General features: G+C 70.9%; 18 protein-coding genes and 1 rRNA gene (1 of these 19 cut by a window edge). 1 reads left to right on the top strand and 18 read right to left on the bottom strand.

What is annotated here, in order from left to right:
- Both E6G06_06555 and E6G06_06550 read right to left on the bottom strand, forming a co-directional pair.
- A 16S ribosomal RNA gene (locus E6G06_06555) occupies positions 1 to 470 on the bottom strand; it reaches 1060 nt to the left of the window's first position.
- 386 nt (positions 471 to 856) lie between these two features.
- A complete protein-coding gene (locus E6G06_06550) occupies positions 857 to 2152 on the bottom strand; it encodes a tyrosine--tRNA ligase (GenBank protein TML92402.1) in 1296 nt (431 codons plus the stop codon).
- Positions 2153 to 2185: 33 nt separating this feature from the next.
- Here E6G06_06550 and E6G06_06545 point away from each other — a divergent pair, with 33 nt between their 5' ends.
- Positions 2186 to 4513, top strand: coding sequence for a PBP1A family penicillin-binding protein (locus E6G06_06545; GenBank protein TML92401.1), 2328 nt, complete (start codon positions 2186 to 2188; stop codon positions 4511 to 4513).
- Here E6G06_06545 and E6G06_06540 read toward each other — a convergent pair.
- From E6G06_06540 to E6G06_06465, 16 genes are all read right to left on the bottom strand, one after another.
- Positions 4500 to 5099: a DNA-3-methyladenine glycosylase gene (locus E6G06_06540; protein ID TML92400.1), complete on the bottom strand. Its 600-nt coding sequence runs from the start codon at positions 5097 to 5099 to the stop codon at positions 4500 to 4502. The genes E6G06_06545 and E6G06_06540 overlap by 14 nt on opposite strands.
- Complete coding sequence (gene argH, locus E6G06_06535) at positions 5096 to 6490, bottom strand: argininosuccinate lyase (GenBank protein ID TML92399.1); 1395 nt, start codon at positions 6488 to 6490, stop codon at positions 5096 to 5098. The genes E6G06_06540 and argH overlap by 4 nt, the downstream gene beginning before the upstream one ends.
- Positions 6487 to 7704 carry an argininosuccinate synthase gene (locus E6G06_06530; GenBank protein ID TML92398.1) on the bottom strand — a complete coding sequence of 406 codons (1218 nt, stop codon included), beginning with the start codon at positions 7702 to 7704 and terminating at the stop codon, positions 6487 to 6489. Before E6G06_06530 ends, argH begins: the two co-directional genes overlap by 4 nt.
- Positions 7705 to 7724: 20 nt before the next feature.
- Positions 7725 to 8258, bottom strand: a complete 534-nt coding sequence (gene argR / locus E6G06_06525; protein ID TML92397.1) for an arginine repressor — start codon at positions 8256 to 8258, stop codon at positions 7725 to 7727.
- Positions 8189 to 9001: an ornithine carbamoyltransferase gene (gene argF / locus E6G06_06520; protein ID TML92416.1), complete on the bottom strand. Its 813-nt coding sequence runs from the start codon at positions 8999 to 9001 to the stop codon at positions 8189 to 8191. Before argF ends, argR begins: the two co-directional genes overlap by 70 nt.
- 41 nt (positions 9002 to 9042) lie before the next feature.
- A complete protein-coding gene (locus tag E6G06_06515) occupies positions 9043 to 10173 on the bottom strand; it encodes an acetylornithine transaminase (protein TML92415.1) in 1131 nt (376 codons plus the stop codon).
- Positions 10174 to 10187: 14 nt separating this feature from the next.
- Entirely contained in the window at positions 10188 to 11036 is an 849-nt protein-coding gene (argB, locus tag E6G06_06510; protein ID TML92396.1) for an acetylglutamate kinase, read from the bottom strand.
- 220 nt (positions 11037 to 11256) lie between these two features.
- Positions 11257 to 12420, bottom strand: a complete 1164-nt coding sequence (gene argJ, locus E6G06_06505; GenBank protein TML92395.1) for a bifunctional glutamate N-acetyltransferase/amino-acid acetyltransferase ArgJ — start codon at positions 12418 to 12420, stop codon at positions 11257 to 11259.
- Positions 12421 to 12583: 163 nt separating this feature from the next.
- Entirely contained in the window at positions 12584 to 13600 is a 1017-nt protein-coding gene (locus tag E6G06_06500) for an N-acetyl-gamma-glutamyl-phosphate reductase (protein TML92394.1), read from the bottom strand.
- A gap of 59 nt (positions 13601 to 13659) precedes the next feature.
- Positions 13660 to 16026 carry a phenylalanine--tRNA ligase subunit beta gene (locus tag E6G06_06495; protein TML92393.1) on the bottom strand — a complete coding sequence of 789 codons (2367 nt, stop codon included), beginning with the start codon at positions 16024 to 16026 and terminating at the stop codon, positions 13660 to 13662.
- A 9-nt stretch (positions 16027 to 16035) separates the two neighbouring features.
- Complete coding sequence (gene pheS, locus E6G06_06490; protein ID TML92392.1) at positions 16036 to 17049, bottom strand: phenylalanine--tRNA ligase subunit alpha; 1014 nt, start codon at positions 17047 to 17049, stop codon at positions 16036 to 16038.
- Positions 17046 to 18101: a PAS domain-containing protein gene (locus E6G06_06485; protein TML92391.1), complete on the bottom strand. Its 1056-nt coding sequence runs from the start codon at positions 18099 to 18101 to the stop codon at positions 17046 to 17048. The genes pheS and E6G06_06485 overlap by 4 nt, the downstream gene beginning before the upstream one ends.
- Positions 18098 to 19060: an RNA methyltransferase gene (locus E6G06_06480; GenBank protein ID TML92390.1), complete on the bottom strand. Its 963-nt coding sequence runs from the start codon at positions 19058 to 19060 to the stop codon at positions 18098 to 18100. The genes E6G06_06485 and E6G06_06480 overlap by 4 nt, the downstream gene beginning before the upstream one ends.
- The gene (rplT, locus tag E6G06_06475) at positions 18877 to 19239 is read right to left on the bottom strand and encodes a 50S ribosomal protein L20 (GenBank protein ID TML92389.1); all 363 of its coding nucleotides are present in this window, start codon (positions 19237 to 19239) and stop codon (positions 18877 to 18879) included. Before rplT ends, E6G06_06480 begins: the two co-directional genes overlap by 184 nt.
- A gap of 101 nt (positions 19240 to 19340) precedes the next feature.
- Positions 19341 to 19535 (bottom strand): 50S ribosomal protein L35, encoded by a 195-nt coding sequence (gene rpmI, locus E6G06_06470; protein ID TML92388.1) that lies wholly within the window; start codon positions 19533 to 19535, stop codon positions 19341 to 19343.
- Position 19536: 1 nt separating this feature from the next.
- Entirely contained in the window at positions 19537 to 20112 is a 576-nt protein-coding gene (locus E6G06_06465; GenBank protein ID TML92387.1) for a translation initiation factor IF-3, read from the bottom strand.
- Between the last annotated feature and the right edge of the window lie 66 nt (positions 20113 to 20178).

Below are 20178 nucleotides of genomic sequence, written 5' to 3'. Positions count from 1 at the left end.
CAGGTACCGTCAATTTCGTCCCTGCTGAAAGGGGTTTACAACCCGAGAGCCTTCATCCCCCACGCGGCGTTGCTGCGTCAGGCTTTCGCCCATTGCGCAAGATTCCCCACTGCTGCCTCCCGTAGGAGTCTGGGCCGTGTCTCAGTCCCAGTGTGGCTGGTCGTCCTCTCAGACCAGCTAGCCGTCGTTGCCTTGGTAGGCCGTTACCCCACCAACAAGCTGATAGCCCGCGAGCCCCTCCCGAAGCGGAATCCATTTCCTCACCGAACCATGTGGCCTGGTGGGGACATCCGGTATTAGCACCGGTTTCCCGGTGTTATCCCGGTCTTCGGGACAGGTTGCTCACGTGTTACTCACCCGTTCGCCGCTCGGTCTTCCCTGGTGTTGCCACCAGTTGGACCTCGCTCGACTTGCATGTGTTAAGCACGCCGCCAGCGTTCGTCCTGAGCCAGGATCAAACTCTCCATCGAGATCTCGGGCCCTGGCGGGCCGGTGAGATCGGAGAGCCGGCTCCGGGGTGACTGACCCCATCGCCGACTGGCACCAAGACGGATGTGTTGTCCGTTTCAGTGCAATTGACTTGCGATCACCGAGGTGATCGCCCGCACTGGCTTTTGGCTTTCCTCTGTTCCGTTTTCAAGGAGCGATGAACGCCCGTAGGGACACACGTCTCCCGAGGGAGTGTCCGTGTCCCGGACTATCAGTGTGACGTGAAACGATGTCAGCGAGGGTTGCCGAGCCCCTGCCCGCGATGCGGGCTTCCCGGCACTTCCTCCCGCCGCTCTGTTCTCAAACGGGGGTTCTCAGACCAGGGTCCGAAACCCGAGAGCAGCGCAACCGAGTGAGTATAGCGTGCCTAGTCGAACTCGACCACCAGGTAGTTGTGCTTGCCTCTGCGGAGCACCACCCAGCGGTCGTGGAACAGATCGGCGCGCGTCACCCGCCGGTCGTCGTCGGTCACGGGCGTGCCGTTCACGTGCAGGGCCCCCGCCTTGATGTCACGACGGGCGGCCGAGCGGGACGGCTCGAGGCCACCGTGCGCGGCCAGCTCCACCACGGGCAGTCCGCTGCCGTCGAGATCGGCGCGGGGACGGGTCGCTGAGGGCGCGTCGCCGAACACCTCACGGAACAGGTGCTCGTCGAGCTCGGCGAGCTCCCCGTCACCGAACAGCACCCGTGCCGCCCGTACCGCGGCGCCGGCGTCGCTGTCGCCGTGGACGAGCGCGGTGACCTCCTTGGCCAGCGCCTGCTGCGCCTCCCGGCGCTCCGGATGGTCGGTGGTCGCCTGGTCGAGCTCGCGGATGCGGGCGTGGTCGAGCCACGTGAAGTAGCGCAGATAGCTCGTCACCATGGCGTCGTCGGTGCGTACGAAGAACTGATAGAGCTGGTACGGCGACGTGCGCTCCGGGTCGAGCCACACCGTGCCGGTCTCGGTCTTGCCGAGCTTGGTGCCATCGGCGCTGAGCACGAGCGGCGACGTCAGCCCGAACGCCTGCACGTCGCGCAGCTTGCGGATGAGCTCGACGCCCATCGTGATGTTGCCCCACTGGTCGCTGCCACCGAACTGCAGCCGGCAGCCGTAGGTGTCGCGCAGGTGCAGGAAGTCGTAGGCCTGCAACAGCATGTAGCTGAACTCCGTGTAGGAGATCCCCTGATCGCGCCCCTCGAACCGGGTCTTCACCGACTCCTTCGCCACCATCTGGTTCACGGTGAAGTGCTTGCCGACGTCGCGCAGGAAGTCGAGGACCCGCAGTTCCCCCAGCCACTCACGGTTGTCGACCAGGAGGCCCCGTCCGCCGGAGAGGTCGACGAAGCGCTCGAGCTGGCCGCGCACGGCCCTGAGGTTCGCCTCCAACTGCTCGCCCGTGAGGAGCGCGCGCTCCGCCGTCTTGCCCCCGGGGTCGCCGATCATGCCCGTGCCGCCGCCGGCGAGCACGATGGGGCGGTGGCCCGCCTCCTGGAAGCGCCGCAGGGTGCACAGCTGCATCAGGTTCCCCACCTGCAGGCTCGGCTGCGTCGGGTCGAAGCCCGCATAGACAGTGACGGGCTCGGCCGCCAGCAGCGTGGCGAGCGCGTCGCGATCGGTGACCTGGTAGAGCAGGCCCCGCCATTCGAGCTCCGGGAGCACGTCGACGGGAGCGGCGGGGTCCACGGACGAGCACGGTAGCTGAGGGACAATGGAGCCGTGCACAGGTGGATGCTGCGCGCGCTCGCGGCCGTCGGGTGCACGACACTCGGCGTGGCGGCCACCGGCGCCTGCTCGTACACCACGCCGTCGCTCGACCCGACACCGACCGTCACCCGCCAGACGTCGAAGGTGCTCGCCGCCGACGGCACCCTGCTCACGACCCTCCACGGCGAGGAGAACCGCGAGACGGTCCCGCTGTCGGAGATCCCGAAGGTGCTTCGCGACGCCGTCGTCGCGATCGAGGACGAGCGGTTCTGGGAGCACAAGGGCGTGGACCTGCGCGCCACGCTGCGCGCCGCCTACGAGGACGCGTCCAAGGGCAGGGTGCTCCAGGGCGGGTCGACGATCACCCAGCAGTACGTCAAGAACGCGATGCTCGGCTCGGAGCGCACGGTGGGCCGCAAGGTCCGCGAGGCCGCGCTCGCCTACCACCTCGAGCACCGCGTCACCAAGGAGAAGATCCTCGAGCGCTACCTCAACACCATCTACTTCGGGAACAGCGCCTACGGCGTACAGGCCGCGTCCACCACGTACTTCAACATCCCCGTGAGCCAGCTCGACGTCGCGCAGGCGGCGTTCCTCGCGGGAGTGATCAGCGCCCCCTCCGCCTACGACCCCTTCGTCCATCCAGCGTCCGCCCAGAAGCGGCGCGACGAGGTGCTCGACAAGATGGTCGCGCTGCACCGGCTGGGGCCCGATGTCGCCACCCCGGCCAAGGCCGCCGCGCTCGGCGTCAACCGGCCCACCGCATCGGAGCGCTACCCCGCCGCGTACTTCGTGGACGAGGTGAAGCGCGAGCTCCTCACCGACCCGATCTTCGGCGCCGGCGCGACGCCCGCGGCCCGGGTCGCCAGCGTGTTCGGCGGAGGCCTGCGCGTCCACACCACGCTCGACCCCCGCCGCCAACTCGCTGCGGAGGACGCGGTCTCCAAGGTGCTCGTCCGGCCGGAGAGCGACCCGTCCGCCGCAGTCGTGTCCATCGACCCGCGTAGCGGCTACGTGCAGGCGATGGTCGGGGGGCGCGACTTCTTCGGCGCGGGCCCGCACGACAAGGTCAACCTGGCCACCCAGGCCCAGCGGCAGGCCGGCTCTGCGTTCAAACCGATCGTCCTGGCGGCCGCGCTCCTCGACGGCATCTCGCTGAGCCGCTCCTACCGGGCGCCCCCCGAGATCGAGATCCCCGTCACCCGTCAGAAGCCGTGGAAGGTGCGCAACTACGAGGGCGGTGGCGGCGGCCGCATGAACCTGGTCGAGGCCACCGTCCACTCCAGCAACACCGTCTACGCCCAGCTGATCATGGAGGTCGGGCCCGCGAACGCCATGGGGTTGGCCCGGCGCATGGGCATCGCGTCCCCGCTCCAGCCGTATCCCGCGGCCGTCCTCGGCACCAACGACGTCACGCCGCTCGACATGGCGTCCGCGTACTCGACGCTCGCGGCGCGAGGCGTGCACGTGCCCCCCGTGCTCATCACCAAGGTGACCAAGGCAGATGGCACGGTGCTGTACCAGCACCAGCACCACGAGGATCGGGTGCTGCCCGAGTCGGTCGTCGACGCCGAGGTCCCCGTGCTCGAGCAGGTGGTGCGGCGAGGCACCGGCGTCAACGCCCGCATCGGGCGGCCGGTCGCGGGCAAGACCGGCACGAGCGAGAAGTGGAACGACGGATGGTTCGTCGGCTTCACGCCCGAGCTGGTGACGGCGGTCTGGGTGGGCTTCCCCGAAGGACAGGTCTCGATGGTTCCGCCGCGCACCCGCGTGCGCGTCACGGGCGGCACCTGGCCCGCCGAGATCTGGCAGCTCTACAGCACCACCGCGATGGCCGACCTGCCCGTGACACCGTTCCCGGTCGGCCGGACGGCTCCCGCGCAGCCCGCGGCGAACGGCTCGGCCTTCCCGCCGGGCGCGGTGGTGAAGGAGGTGGCGCGCGTGATCGGGATGATCGCGCCGCGCGCCGAGGACACGCTGTCGCGCGACGGCTGGCGGGTGGTGCGCACGGACGTGCCCAACGGCGACTACCCGCCGGGCTATGTCGTCGCCCAGTCGCCGTGCGCGGGCTGCCAGGCGATCGCGGCCTCGACCGTGACGATCTCGGTGAGCAAGGGCGCCGCCGACCTCGTCGTGGTGCCCAACCTGCTGGGGCTGACCGCGGACGAGGCGCGAACGACGTTGGTCGGAGACGACCTCCGAGCCGTATTGCTCGTCCGCGCCGAACCACCGGCCGCAGGCGCCGGCGGCCGCCGGGGCCTGGTCTGGAAGCAGAACCCGCCCGCCGACGCGGCCGCCGACCGAGGCGCGGCGGTGACGGTCTACGTCAACCCGAGCTGACCGGGCGCGACAGGCCGACCGCGCCGGCGACGTGCCACCGCCACGGGTGCTCGTCGCCGCGTCCGGGCGCGAGACCGATCCGGGTGGTGACGACCGGTCGCGCCGGCGGCGGGGTGCCGTCGTCGATGATCACGACTCCACGGTCGCCCGTGACCAGGTCGGCCCCGTCGAAGGCCCGGCCGAGGCCGAAGGCTGCGCACAGCTTGGCGGGGCCGTTGCAGAGGTCGGTGTCGCGACGGGCCGCGGGTCGGTTCCGCCGCATGTGGCCCAACCCGCTCAGCGGCGTGAGGCCGCGCAACAGCACGGCCACCCCCTCGCCTTCCTCGCCGCACACCGCGTTCGCGCAGAAGTGCATCCCGTAGGTGAAGTAGACGTACAGCAGACCGGGGCGCCCGAACATCGTCGCGTTGCGATTCGTGCGACCCCGGTACGCGTGACTGCCGGGGTCGATCGGGCCGCAGTACGCCTCGACCTCGACGATGCGCCCCGTCCGCCGCCCGCGCACGAGCACCTTGTTAAGCAGTTCGGGAGCCACCGCGCGCGGGTCGCGCCGGTAGAACGCGCGCGGCGGGCGCGCGGCCGTCAACCGTCTGCCGCGTCGAGACGCGCTCGATCGCGCGCCAGGTGATCACGAAACTGCTTCATCTGCTCGGCCACGGCCGCGGGCCCTGCACCGCCCGGCGTGCGACGTCGGCTGACGGCGACGCCCGGCTCCAACAGGCGCACGGCCTCGTCGTCGAAGGCGGGGTGCGCCTCCACCAGCTCGGTCAGCGGCACGTGACGTTCGAGCGCGTCGCGCACGAGGGCGCCCACCAGCGCGTGGGCGTCGCGGAAGGGCGTACCCTTCCCCACGAGGTGGTCGGCCAGGTCGACGGCCGCCGCCTCGGGCCGCTCGGCGGCCGCGCCCATGCGGTCGGCGTCGAAGGTGGCCGTGGCCAGCAGTCCCCCGAGCGCGGCCAGGGCAAGGACCACCTGGTCGACCGCGTCGAAGAGCGGCTCCTTGTCCTCCTGCAGGTCGCGGTTGTACGCGAGCGGCAAACCCTTGAGGGTGGTGAGGACGGCCGTGAGATGACCCACGAGGCGGCCCGCCTTTCCCCTCGCCAACTCGGCCACGTCGGGGTTCTTCTTCTGCGGCAGCATCGAAGAACCGGTGGCGTAGGCGTCGGCCAGATGGAGGAAGCCGAACTCCTCGGTCGACCACAGCACGACCTCCTCGCCGATGCGACTGAGGTGCACGCCGAGCAGGGCGAGGTCGAAGAGCGCCTCCGCGACGAAGTCGCGATCGCTCACCGCGTCGATGGAGTTCTCGAACCGGCGGGCGAAGCCGAGGTCGGCCGCCACACCGTCGGGGTCGAGCGCCAGCGACGAGCCTGCGAGCGCGCCCGCGCCGAGCGGCGACACGTCGAGGCGGCGCCGAGTGTCGAGCAAGCGGTCGACGTCGCGCGACAGCGCCCACGCGTGGGCGAGCAGATGATGGGCGAGCGGCACCGGCTGGGCCCGTTGCATGTGCGTGTAGCCCGGCAGCTGGATGTCGGCGGCCATCGCCGCCTTGGCCCGATCGTGCAGGACCTGCTGCAGCTCGACGACCCTGCCGGCGACCTCGAGCAGGGCGCGCTTGGCGAACAGCCGCACGTCGGTGGCGACCTGGTCGTTGCGGCTGCGTCCGGTGTGGAGCTTGGCCCCGGCCGGACCCGCCAGCTCCGTGACCCGCCGCTCGATCGCGGTATGCACGTCCTCGTCACCGGGACCGAACTTGAAGGTGCCCTGGGCGAGCTCCTCCTCGACGCGGTCGAGCGCGGTCAGCACGATGCCGACCTCGTCGTGGGTCATCACCCCGGCGCGCTCGAGCCCGCGCACGTGGGCGCGCGACCCGGCGAGGTCGTCGGGTGCGAGTCGGAGGTCGAAGCCGAGGCTCGAGGTGAAGGCGATGAGCTCCTCGGCCGGCTCGGCACCGAACCGGCCCTGCCACAGCGTCATTGGCGTTCGTCGCGCCGGCGGGGCTCGCCGCTCAGGGCCTGGCGCGCCGCCCAGGTCTCGACGCCGAGACCCCAGAGCCGCACGAAGCCCTCGGAGTGGTCGTGGCGGAAGCGGTCGGCGGCCTCGTAGGTCGCCAGCCCGTAGTCGTAGAGCCCCACCTCGCTCCGCCGCCCCACTGCGAGGCAGCGACCGGGCACCTCGCAGCGAAGCCGCACCTCGCCGGTGACGAAGCGCTGGCTCTCGTCGACGAACGCGTCGAGCGCCTGCTTCAGCGGCGAGAACCAGAGACCGTCGTACACGAGGTCGGCGTAGCGCGGCTCGAGGCGCGCCTTCTCGTGGGCCAGGTCACGTTCGAGGGTGATGTCCTCGAGATCGGCGTGCGCCATCAGGAGCGCGAGCGCACCGGGGCACTCGTAGACCTCTCGGCTCTTGATGCCCACCCGCCGGTTCTCGACCATGTCGATCCTCCCCCAACCGTACGACCCCACCACGCGTGTCACCTCGTCGACCAGCTCGTGAAGCGGCAGAACGCGGCCGTCGATCGCCACGGGCACGCCCTGCTCGAAGCGCAGGACGAGCTCGGTGGGCTCGGTGGCCGTCGGAGTCGTGAGCTCGTAGACCTCCTCCGGCGGCTGCTCCCACGGATCCTCGAGGATGCCGCACTCGATGGTGCGGCCCCAGAGGTTCTGGTCGATGGAGTACGGGCTCGCCTTCGTGACCGTGATCGGGATGTCGAAGCGCTCGGCGTACTCGATCGACTGCTCGCGGGTGAGGCCCCAGCCGCGCACCGGCGCCACCACGTCGAGGTCGGGCGCGAGCGCGCGCGTCGACACCTCGAAGCGCACCTGGTCGTTGCCCTTGCCCGTGCACCCGTGAGCGACGGCATCGGCACCGTGCTCGCGTGCCGCCGCGACCATGTGCTTGGCGATCAGCGGACGCGAGAGCGCGGACACCAACGGGTACTTGCCCTCGTACTTCGCGTTCGCCTTGAGGGCGGGTGCCACGAAATCGCGCGCGAACTCCTCGCGACAGTCGACGACGACAGCCTCGACCGCGCCCGCCGCGAGCGCCCGACGGCGGATCTCGTCGAAGTCGCCTCCCTGGCCCACGTCGGCGGCCAGCGCGATCACCTCCACCCCGAGCTCCTCCCCCAGCCAGCGCACCGCGACCGACGTGTCGAGGCCACCGCTGTACGCCAGCACCACCCGCTTCAAAGTCCCACCTTCCTCATCGTTCAGAGACCCGCGAGCGCGCTCAAGCGCCGGGCAACCTTGGCGCCGCCTGCCCGCTCCGACACCACGACCATCAGCGTGTCGTCGCCCGCCACCGTACCCAGGACGTCGGCCAGTCCCGCACGGTCGATCGCGCTGGCGACGACATGGGCCGACCCGGGCGGTGTGCGCAGGATCACCAGGTTGGCGGAGTGCGCCACCTCCACCACCCAGTCGCCGAACACCCGCTTGAGATGGTCCTCGGGGGCGATCCGCTCCTTCGCGTGCTCGGGGATGGCGTAGACGGTGTCGCCGCCCGGCACCCGCACCTTGACCGCGCCCAGCTCGTCGAGGTCACGCGAGACGGTTGCCTGTGTGGCGAGCACGCCGTCGGCTGCGAGCAGCTCGACCGCCTGCGCCTGGCTGGACACGGCGTGGTTCTCCAGCAGGCGGGCCAGCCGGTGCTGGCGTTGCGGCTTCGCCAGCCTCAAGCGTGCTCCAGGAGCCACAGGAGCAGACCGCGCTGCGCGTGCAGGCGGTTCCGCGCCTGCTGCCACACCGCGCTCTGCGGCCCGTCGATCACCTCGGCGGCCACCTCTTCACCCCGGTGGGCAGGGAGGCAGTGCAGGAAGATCGCGTCCGGCCGGGCCTGCTGCATGAGCTGCGGGGTCACCGTGAACCCCGCGAACGCGCGCCGGCGGGCCACCGCCTCGTCCTCGCGCCCCATCGACGCCCACACGTCGGTGCAGACGACGTTCGCCTCCTTCACCGCCTCGACCGGGTCGTCGGTGACGTGGGCCGGCACGCCGGGCTCGTAGCCCGAAGGCGTGGCCACGCGCATCTCCATCCCGGCCCGGTCGGCCGCCAGCACCAACGAGCGGCACACGTTGTTGCCGTCGCCCACCCACGCCACGGTCAGGCCCGCGAGCGATCCGAAGCGCTGCCGGATGGTCAACAGGTCGGCCAGGGACTGGCATGGATGGGCGTCGTCAGAGAGCAGGTTCACGACCGGCACCGTCGCCGCGGTGGCCAATCGCAGCACCTTGCTGTGCTCGAAGACCCGCGCCGCGATGACCGCGTGGTAGCACGACAAGGTGCGCGCCACGTCCTCCACGCTCTCGCGGCTGTCGAAGCCCAACTCGTCGCCGCGCATGCTGATGGGATGGCCACCCAGTTGCACCACGGCCATCTCCATCGAGTTGCGGGTGCGGTTGGACGGCTTCTCGAACAACAGGGCCGCACCGAGTCCGGCCAGCACCGGTGGCGGCGACGGTTGCTCGGCGCGGTCGAGCACGGCCATCAGCTCCTCGGCCGAGAGGTCGTCGACGTCGAGGAAGTGCCTCACGCGAGGACCGCCGTCAGGATGGAGACGGCTTCGTCGACCTCGTCGTCGGTGACGAGAAGCGACGGGGCCAGCCGCACCGCCGACTCGGTCACCGCGTTCACCACGAGGCCGGCGTCGAGGGCAGCCGCCACCGCGTCGCGACTCGGGCGGTCGCGCAGCTCGGCGGCCACCAGCAGACCGAGCCCGCGCACGCGGGCGATGGCCGCGATCGAGTCGAGCCCCTTTGTGAGCCGCGCACCTGCCGCAGTCGCACGCGCCCGCACGTCCTCGCGCTGCATCACCTCGAGCACCGCGCGCGCCGCCGAGGTCGCGAGCGGCTGCCCGCCGAAGGTCGTGGCGTGGTCGCCGGGCACGAAGGCGGCGGCCACGTCGTCGCGCGCCCAGCACGCACCGATGGGCACGCCGTTGCCGAGCGCCTTCGCCATGGTGACGACGTCGGGTTCGACGCCGAGGTGCTGGAAGCCGAACCACTTTCCCGTGCGCCCGAGACCCGTCTGCACCTCGTCGACGATGAGGAGGCACCCGCGCTCGTCGCACAGGCGCCGCACGCCCTGGAAGTACGCCGGCGTGGCGGGGTTCACCCCGCCCTCCCCCTGCACCGGCTCGAGCAGCACCGCGGCGACGACCGACGCGTCGAGGCTGGCGTCCAGCGCGTCGAGGTCGTCCCACGCGACATGGCGGAAGCCTTCCGGCAGGGGTTGGAAGGGCTCGTGCTTCTGGGGCTGGCCGGTCGCGTGCAGCGTGGCGAGCGTGCGCCCGTGGAACGACCCGTAGGCGCTGACGACCGCGTAGCGACCTGGTCCGGCCCACTTGCGCGCCAGCTTGATGGCGCATTCGTTGGCCTCGGCCCCCGAGTTGCAGAAGAACACGCGCCCGGAGGGTCCCCCGACGAGGCGGTCGAGAGTGGCCGCCACCTCGGGTCCGACGGTGGTGCCGAACAGGTTCGACACGTGCAGCAGGGTGCGGGCCTGGTCGCACAGCGCGTCGGCCACCTCGGGGTGGGCGTGGCCGAGCGACGTGACGGCCAGTCCCCCCAGGAAGTCGAGGTAGCACTTGCCGTCGGCGTCCCACAGACGCGCGCCTTCACCGCGCACGAACGTCACCGGCGGCTCCGGGTACGTGGGCATCAGCGGGCTGGAGCTCACGGGCTCACCATGGTGCCGACGCCTTCGGGCGTGAAGATCTCGAGCAGCAGGGCGTGCGGCATCCGCCCGTCGAGGATGTGGGCGTGGCCCACGCCCTTGCGCACGGCCCGCACGCACGATGTGACCTTCGGGATCATCCCGCCTTCGAGCGCGCCCGAGTCGATCATGGCCTCCAGCTCGTCGACCGCGATCGACGAGACGAGGGTGGCGGGGTCGTCGGCGTCCCTGCGCAGGCCCTCGACGTTGGTGAGGTACACGAGCTTCTCCGCGCCGAGCGCTTCAGCCACCGCGCCGGCCGCCGTGTCGGCGTTGATGTTGTACGCCTGGCCACCGACGTCGCTGCCGATGGTGGCGACCACGGGGATGAGGCCCTGGGCGAGCACGCGCTCGAGGATGGATGCGTTTACGGTGTCGACGTCGCCCACGAAGCCGAGCTCGGGCGAGCGCGCGGTGGCCGTGATGAGGCCCGCGTCCTCGCCCGACATCCCGACGGCCAAGGGGTCGTGCACGTTGATGGCAGACACGATGTCGCGGTTCACCTTGCCCACCAGCACCATGCGGGCGATGTCGAGTGTGTCCGCGTCGGTGACGCGCAGACCATCGCGAAACTCGGGCTCCTTGCCGAGCCGCGCCATGAGCTGACCGATCTGAGGCCCGCCACCGTGCACGACGACCGGTCGCATGCCGACCGAGCGCATGAGCACGATGTCCTGCGCGAACAGCACCGCCTGCGCGGGATCGTCCATGGCCGCACCGCCGTACTTGACGACCACGACCTTGTCCCAGAACCGCCGGATGTACGGCAACGCCTCCGCCAACACATGCGCCTTCCCCGACGCATTCACAAGCAGAGCACCGGCCGAAGGCCGGTTCCTTTCAGCTGCGCGAATGGGTGGGACGCCGGACGAGCAGCCGAAGGCCCGCGCGAGGACGGGTGGCCCGTAGGGAGGGCCCCGTCCGGGAGGGGCCCCGAAGGGGAAGATCGCGGACGGGAGGGACCCTGAGGGACAGGACCCGTCCGGGGGCGTTCCCGGGTGACCCGAGCCGTCCGGCGTCTCGGGAACCTCATGAGGTCCTCATGTTCTCGTCGATGTACGCCGGCGTGAGGTCGTTGGTGAGCATGCTGGCCTCCGCATCGCCCATGCCGAGGTGGGCGACGATCTCGACGTGGCGGCCGGCGAGATGCCCGCGGACCGAGGCGGCGTCGTGGTCGACGGCCACGCCGTCGCTCGCCACCACCGTGTCGCCGTACGCGACCGACGCCCGCTCGGGATCGAAGCCCACCCCCGCGCTGCCCAGCTCGCTCATGACCCGGCCCCAGTAGGGGTCGGCGCCGAACAGCGAGCACTTCACGAGCTGGCTCTCGGCCACCTTGCGCGCCGCGCGTCGCGCGTCGTCGACCGACTGCGCCCCCTTGACCCGCACGCGTACCACCCTGGTGGCGCCCTCCGCGTCACCTGCCATCTGCTCGGCAAGGTCGCGACAGGCGCGAGCCACCGCGTCGCGCAGCGAGTCCGCGCTCGCGGGACCGGCCCGCCCCCCGGCCAGGATGATGACGGTGTCGTTGGTCGACGTGCACCCGTCGACCGAGAGCGAGTTGAAGGACTCGTCCATCGCGTCGACGAGCGCGGCGCGCAGCGTCGACGGATCGCACGCCGCGTCGGTCGTGAGCACCGCGAGCATCGTCGCCATGTCGGGCGCGAGCATCGCCGCGCCCTTCGCCATACCGCCCACCGTGAAGCCGTGACCCCGCACCACCACCTCCTTGCGGTGGGTGTCGGTGGTGCGGATGGCTTCGGCCGCGTCGCCTCCACCGTCGGGCGACCGACCGCGCACGAGAGGTTTCACCCCATTTTCGATCGCGGTCATCGGCAACGGGATGCCGATGAGTCCCGTCGAGCAGACCAACACCTCTTCGACGGCGCAGCCGAGCTCACCCGCGACGAGCGCGCACATGCGCTCCGCGTCGTCGTGGCCCGGCTTGCCGGTGGCGGCATTGGCGTTGCCGCTGTTGAGCACCACCGCAGCGGCCCGCCCCCACGTCGCACCCAGGTGGGCGCGACTGACCAACACCGGCGCGGCCGTGGCCAGGTTCGAGGTGAACACCGCCGCCGCGCTCACGGGCGATGCGTCGTCGGTCGCCACGAGCGCCAGGTCGGGCACCCCCCCGGCCTTGATCCCGCAATGCACCCCCGCGGCGACGAACCCGGCAGCAGCAGTGACGCTCACGAGAACACCACCGGCCGAACCGGCAACCGAGCCGGTGGGCGGGTGGCCCGTAGGGAGGGCCCCGTCGGGGAGGGGCCCCGAGGGGGAGGATCCCGGACGGGAGGGACCCTGAGGGACAGGACCCGCCCGCCGGCGGAAGCGGGACCCGCGAACCCGCGACCCCTCACGGGTACACCCCCACGGTCGGGAGCCCGGCCGTCTCGTCGAGCCCGAGGAGCAGGTTGGCGCACTGGATCGCCTGCCCGCTCGCACCCTTGACCAGGTTGTCGATGGCGCAGAGCACGACGACCCAGCCCGTGCGCGCGTCGAAGCGGGCCGTGAGGTGCGCGGTGTTCGATCCCCACGTCGCCTTGGTCGACGGCGGTTCCTCGGACACGACCACGAACGGCTCCGCGTCGTAACGCGCGTGGAGCAGCTCGAGCAGAGACGCCGTCGACGTCGCGCCGCGCGGACGCGCGTAACACGTGGCCAGGATGCCGCGGGTCATCGGAGCCAGGTGCGGGGTGAAGAGCACCGACGCCCGGCTCGCCTGCTCGATCTCGGGCGTGTGCCGGTGGTCGAGCAACCCGTAGGCCGTGAAGTCCTCGTTGGCCGTGCCGAAGTGCGTCGTCTGCTTCAGGCTCCGGCCGGCGCCCGACACCCCGCTGGCCGCGTCGACGACCACCCCGCCAGGGTCGATCGTGCCTGCCGCCACCAACGGCGCCAGCGCGAGCGCAGCTGCGGTCGGGTAGCACCCTGCCGCGGCCACGGCATCGGCGGCCGCGATCTCGGGCCGGAACAGCTCGGGCAGTCCGTAGGCGAAGTCCGCGATCAGGTCGGGGCACTGGTGGGCCTCGCCGTACCACTGGCGGTACACGGCCGGGTCGCGCAAGCGGAAGTCGGCGGCCAGGTCGACGACCCGGCCGACTCGCTTGCGCAGCTCGGGCATGAGCTGCTGCGATTCACCGTGGGGCAGGCCGCAGAAGACGAGGTCGAGGCCGTCGGCCGCGCTCGCGTCGTAGCGGCCGAACGTGAGCGACGGATAGGCGGCCGAAAGGCTCGGGTACACCGCCGCCACCCGGTTGCCCGCCTGGGTGTCGCCTGTGGCCCACGCCACGTCCAGCTCGGGATGGGCGGCCAGGAGCCGCAGCAGCTCGGCCCCCGTATAGCCCGAGGCACCCACGATGCCGGTCCGGTGCATCCCCCGACTATACGTGGTTGCGCATAATCATGCAGGACAGTGCCGGCGCAAGGGCCCGCTCACCCCCGGAGGCGCGCGGGATGGGTGGCCTCGACCGCGTCGATGCACCGGCGACGCGCCTCGGCCACCTCGTCGTCCGTGAGCGTGCGGTCGAGGGCGCAGAAGCTGAGGCGGTAGGCGAGGCTCCGCCTGCCCTCGGCGAGCCCTGGGCCGCGGTAGACGTCGAAGAGCCGGAGGTCGTCGAGCAGGGGCCCGCCCGCTTCGCGGAGGGTCGCCTCCACCGCGGCCGCGGGCGTCGACTCCTCGACCTCGAAGGCCAGGTCGATGTCGTTCGACGGAAAGCGGCTGACGGGTCGCGCCTGGTCGCTCCGGCGGGCGGTGGCGAGCAAGCGGCCGAGATCGCACTCGATCCACCCGACGCGTCCGGCGATCGCGTGGGCCTGCAGCACGTCGGGGTCGACCTCACCGACCACGCCCAGCTCCTCGCCGTTGCGGTCGAGCAGCCGCGCCGTGCGCGTGGGGTGCAGGCCGGCAACACGCCCCGCATCGAGCCGGACGCCGTCGAGCCGGAGCGCGCCGGCAAGGACACTCCACACGCGCGCGGCTCCCACCGCGTCGCCACCGAGACCGGTGAGCACGACCGCCAGACGCTCGCGCTCGTCGGGCAGCGGCTGCTCGGGCGACTCGGGCCTCGGGTACACGTTCCCGATCTCGAACAGCCGGAGGTCGTGGCGCTGGTGGGAGTGGTTGAACGTGACCGCCCGGAGCATCCCCGGCAACATCGACGTGCGCAGCACCGACTCCTCGCGCACGAGCGGGTTCGTCAGCACGAGCGGGCGGTCGTCCAGACCGGCGCGCTCGAGGTCGCCCGGCGCGAGGAGCGACAGACCGAACGCCTCCGTGCACCCGGCGCCGAGGAGGATGTCGCGCACGAGGCGCCGCTCGCGCTGGTAAGGCGTGAGGTTCCCGACGAGGGGGCTCGGCGGCACCGTGCGTTCGATGTTGGCGTAGCCGTGGTGGCGGGCCACCTCCTCGATGACGTCGATCTCGCGCTCGGAGTCGGGCCGGAACGTCGGGATCTCGACCTCGTTCAGGCCGTCGCCCACCGGCTCGGTGCGGAAGCCGATGGGGGTGAGGTAGCTGCGAACCTGCGCGTCGCTCAGCTGCGTACCGAGGATCGCGTTCACGCGGGCGGTGCGCACCTCGACCCGGCGGGGCGTCGGCAGGTACCTCGGGGCGTCGACCACGAACGGGCCCGCCTGCACGGCGGCGTCGGGCAGCAGCTCGCAGAAGCGGGCGATCGCGCGGTCGACGCTCTCGGGGTCGCACCCCCGCTCGAACCGCACCGAGGCCTCGCTCCGCACGCCGACTCGCTTGGCCGTGCGCGCGATCGCCATGGGCGTGAAGTAGGCGGCCTCGAGCAAGACGGTCGTCGTGTCGGTGGCGATCTCCGACGAAGCACCGCCCATGATCCCCGCGATTCCGACCGGCGTGGATTCGGCGTCGCAAATCAGGCAGTCGGGCGACGGGCCCTCGCCCAGGACACGCTCCACGCCGTCGAGCGTCACCAGCCGCTCGCCCGGGCGGGCGGCGCGCACGCGGAGTCCCCCGCCCGGCAGGCGCGCCAGGTCGTAGGGGTGCGTCGGCTGGCCCAGCTCGAGCATCACGTAGTTCGACGCATCGACGACATTGTTGATCGGTCGCATGCCCGCGACCGTGAGCCGCCGCTGCACCATTCGCGACGACGCCGTCACCTTCACCCCGCCGAGCACCGTGGCCGAGAAGCGTGGGCACAGCTCGGGGCTCTCGATCTCGATGTTGACCTCGGTGCCCGGTCCGGGTGGTGACGGGTCGGGCAGGACGAACGGGAGACGGAGCTTGGCTGCGACGTCGCGTGCCACACCCGCCATGCACAGGGCATCGGGACGATTGGTCTCGATGTCGAGGTCGAACACGACGTCGGGGGTGAGGCCGAGCGCCTCGGCGAGGGTCTGACCCGGTGTGCCCGTCGCGAGCACCATGATCCCCTCGGCGTCGTGACCGAGATGGAGCTCACGCGCCGAGCAGATCATCCCGTTCGACTCGACGCCCTTCAGCTTGCGCCGCGTGATCTCGACGTCGCCCGGCAACACCGCGCCGACGCGCGCCAGCGCGACGAGATCGCCGGCCCCGAAGTTGCGCGCCCCGCACACGACCTCCACGACGTCGCCCGGACCCGCGTCGAGGGCGACGCGCTGGATGTAGTCGGCCCCCGCGATCGGGCCGACTTCCAACACCCTGGCCACCACCACGTCGTCGAGGCCCTTCCCCACCGTCTCGACTCCGTCCACCACGAGGCCGAGCTCGTTGAACGTGTCGGTCAGCGCGCGGGCATCGTCGCCCAGGTCGGGCGCGAAATCGCGGAGCCACGAGAGGGGGACGAGCATGAGTCGATCCTAAAACTGGGACAGGAAGCGGATGTCGTTGTCGAGGAAGACACGCATGTCCTCCAGCCCGTACTTCATCTGGGCGAGGCGGTCGATGCCGAAGCCGAAGGCGAAGCCCGACCACTCCTCGGCATCGATGCCGACCGCGGCGAAGACGTTGGGATCGACCATGCCGCAGCCCCCCAGCTCGATCCAGCCGGTGTGCGAGCACGTGCGGCACCCGCTGCCCCCGCAGACGTGGCAGGTGACCTCAAACTCGGCGGATGGCTCGGTGAACGGGAAGAAGCCGGGCCGGAGGCGGGAGTGGCGGCCGGGGCCGAAGTATTCGCCGGTGAACAGCTCGATGGTGCCGGCCAGGTCGCCGAACGTGATGTCGCGGTCGACGACCAGCCCCTCGATCTGGCTGAAGCCGGGCAGGTGGCGCGCATCGGGGGTGTCGCGCCGGTGGGACTTGCCGGGTATCACCGTGTAGATGGGCGGCGGCTGCGACTCCATCACCCGGATCTGGACGGGCGAGGTGTGGGTGCGCAACAGCGTGGACTCCGGGGCACCCCAGTCGAGGAACAGCGTGTCGTGCATGCTGCGCGCCGGGTGTCCGGGCGGGAAGTTGAGCGCCTCGAAGTTGTACCAGTCGGTCTCGACGTGGGGGCCCTCGCTCACCGTGAACCCCATTCCGACGAACAGGTCCTCGAGGACCTGCTGGGTGCGCGTCACGAGATGCAGGTGGCCACGGCCGAACGGGTCGGGCGGCACCTCGGTGAGATCCAGGCGATCCGCCGCCAGCTGTGCCTCGCGCTCCAGCGCACCGTGGGCGGCGCGCGACTCGGCGAACCAACGCTCGAGCTCGTCTCGCGCCTCATTGAGCCGGCGACCCGCCTCCCGCCGTCGATCGGGCTCGAGGCCGCCCAGCTGGCGGTGCAGTCGCGCCAGGCGGCCGCGCTTGCCCACCACCTCCTGCTCGGGCAGGTCGGGAGCCTGCGCGCGGATGGCCTCGATCTCGGCCACCACCTCGTCGAACGTCATGCCCGGTGCCGCTCCTCCACACCGCCGGACGGCAGGGTGAAGCGGAAGGTCGAGCCCTGCCCCATCACCGACTGGGCCGTCAGCTTGCCACCGTGGGCCTCGACCAGCCCGCGACTTATCCAGAGACCGAGCCCGGAGCCCGTCGGACGGGTCTCCGCGCTGCGGTAGAACTTGTCGAAGACCCGGTGCAGCTCGTGCTCCGGGATGCCCGCACCCTGGTCGACAACCGCCAGCGCCACCTCGTCGATGCCGACCTGGCCGAGCACCCGCAGGCCACGCGGGTCCGCGTACTTCGTCGCGTTCTCCACCAGGTTGGTGAGCACCTGCTCGACCTTGTCGGGGTCGGCCCACACCGCGGGGAAGCCCTCGGGGAACGACGTCTCCGCCTCGAGCTCGGCGTACTCGAGCTGGAGCTTCTCGACGACCGCGGCGGCGACGTCGACCAGGTTGACGAGCTGGCGACGCAGCACCAGCCGTCCACTCTCCAACCGGCTGATGTCGAGCAGCTCGGTGACCAGGCGCGTCACACGATCGGCGTCGTGGTGCACCTGCTCGAGCATCATCTTCTTCTGTTCGTCACCGAGTCGGTCCCAGCGGTTGAGGAGCAGGCTCGTGTAGCCCTTCACCGACGTGAGTGGCGACCGGAGCTCGTGGCTGACGGTAGACACGATCTCGATACCCGACGCACTCGAGCGACCGCGCCGTTCGGCGTCGCGCAGCACGAGGATGGCGCCCACGAGCGCGCCCCGTTCATCGCGCTCGTAACGGCCGGTGAGGTTCACCTTCAGCTCGCGGTCCCCGGCACCGCGCAGCCGCACCTCTTGCTCGGGGATGCGGCTCACGCTGCGCAATCGGGCCGAGGAGTGCCAGCCGCTGTCGACCAGCGGCTTGCCGTTGCGCGCGCGCGGGTCGAACAGGTCCTCGCAGCGCCGGCCGACCATCTCTTCGAGGCGCAGACCGGTCAGGAGCTCGGTGGCGGCATTCGACCCCACGACACGACGTTGGGCGTCCAGCTGCAGCACCGCGTCGGGGAAACGGTCCACGTCGATCATCGGGACCGCCGTTGGCGCGCCGCCTCGAAGCAGAGCACCGCCGCCGCCATGCCGACGTTCAGCGAATCGGTGCGGCCCACCATGGGGATGGTGACGCGCCGGTCCAGGCACGCGTCGATCGCTTCCGGCAGGCCGTTGGCCTCGTTGCCGAGCGCGAACGCCACCGGCGCGCGCAGGTCGACCTCGTCAGGGGCGTCACCACCCCGGGCCACCGTGCCCAATCGCTGCAGCCCCGCCGTCCCCAGCCGCTCGAGTACCTCCACCGGTTCCCCTCCGGCCACCACGGGGACGTGAAAGAGCGCGCCCGCCGACGCGCGTACCACCTTCGGGTTGTACAGGTCGACGGAACCGTCGCAGCAGACTACCCCTCCGGCCCCCGCGCCCTCGGCGCTCCGGAGCACGGTTCCGAGGTTGCCCGGGTCACGGATGTCGACGCACACCACCACCAGTGTGGCGGGCAGAACGGCATCGAGCGCGACATCTACGAAGCCGACGACGCCGACGACCGATTGCGGGGTGACGGTGTCGGCGACCCGTTCCATCACGCCGGGCTCGAGCTCGAACACCGGCACCGCCGCCTCGCGGGCCCGATCGACCGTCGGGTCCTCGGTGCCGGCGACCACGAACACCGCTTCGACAACGACGCCCGCGGCCAACGCCTCCGCGAGGACGCGCGAGCCCTCGAGGACGAAGGTCCTCTCGTCGTGGCGAGCCCGGCGACGCTCGACCAGGCGTCGGAGCCGCTGGACCTTCGGGTGGCGGAAGCCGAGCACGCTCAGCTGGCTTGACGCGCTCCCTCCGCCACCTTCACGAGGGCGGCGAATGCGGCGGGATCGGAGACGGCGAGGTCCGCCAGGATCTTGCGGTCGACCTCGACCCCTGCGATGCGGAGGCCGGAGATGAAGCGGCTGTAGCTCATCCCGTTCTGGCGGGCGGCCGCGTTGATGCGCTGGATCCACAGCTGTCGGAAGTCGCCCTTGCGCGCCCGGCGATCGCGGTACGCGTACTGCAGCGAGTGCATCACCTGCTCGCTGGCGGCGCGGAAGGACCGGCTCTTGTTGCCGTAGTACCCCTGCGCGCGCTCGAGCACCGCACGACGGTGCTTCTTGCTGTGGACGGCGCGTTTCACCCTTGCCATCGGACGCTCCTTTCGGGACGGTGGGAGGAGAAGCCGGCAGCGGGAGGCTCCGCTTGCTGGGACGGGCTTCCTGGCGGCTCGGCTTCGTGGAGGCGGACTCGCTAGAGGCCGAGCAGGCGCTTCACGTTGGCCCGGTCGCCGCCCGTGACCTCCACGTCGCGGGCGAGGCGACGGGTGCGCACGGACGACTTCTTCTCGTAGTTGTGGCCCCGGAAGGCCTTGCGGCGCATCAGCTTGCCGCTGCCGGTCACCCGGAACCGCTTGGCCAGACCCCGGTGCGTCTTCATCTTGGGCATCTCAGCTCTCCTGCTCGCTGGGGACCGGCTGGTCGCCGTTGGGATGTGCCTCCGACGCGGCCGCCTTCGCGGCCGCCTGCTGGGCCCGCTTGTCGGGTGCGAGCACCATGATCATGTTGCGTCCGTCGAGCTTCGGGTGCGCCTCGATCTTCGCCAGCGGATGCAGTTGCTCGGCGATCTTGTCGAGTATCCGCTTGCCCAGCTCGGGATGTGCCATCTCTCGTCCCCGGAACATGATCGTGATCTTCACCTTGTGCCCGTGGCCCAGGAACTGGCCGACCTTGCGCGTCTTGGTGTCGAAGTCGCCCTCGCTGATCTTGGGCCGGTACTTCATCTCCTTGATCGCGACGTTCGTCGCGCGCCGTCTCGACTCCTTCACCCGCTGCGCGGCTTCGTACTTGAACTTTCCGTAGTCCATGATCCGGCAGACGGGTGGGTTCGATTGCGCAGCCACCTCGACCAGGTCGAGATCGAGCTCGCGGGCGATGTGGAGGGCCTCGGGGAGCGGTTTGATCCCCAGCTGCTCCCCATCAGCGGAGATGAGGCGAACCTCGCGAGCCCTGATGCGATCGTTGATCCTGGGCTCATTGGTGGCCGGTGCGGCTATGCGGCATCACTCCTTGGCGACGGTCGTCGAACCGTC

The sequence above is a fragment of the Actinomycetota bacterium genome (genome assembly GCA_005888325.1).
Lineage (GTDB): Bacteria > Actinomycetota > Acidimicrobiia > Acidimicrobiales > AC-14 > AC-14.
The sequence above is the reverse complement of the archived record's forward strand: the minus strand, read 5'-3'. Positions and strand labels throughout refer to the sequence as shown.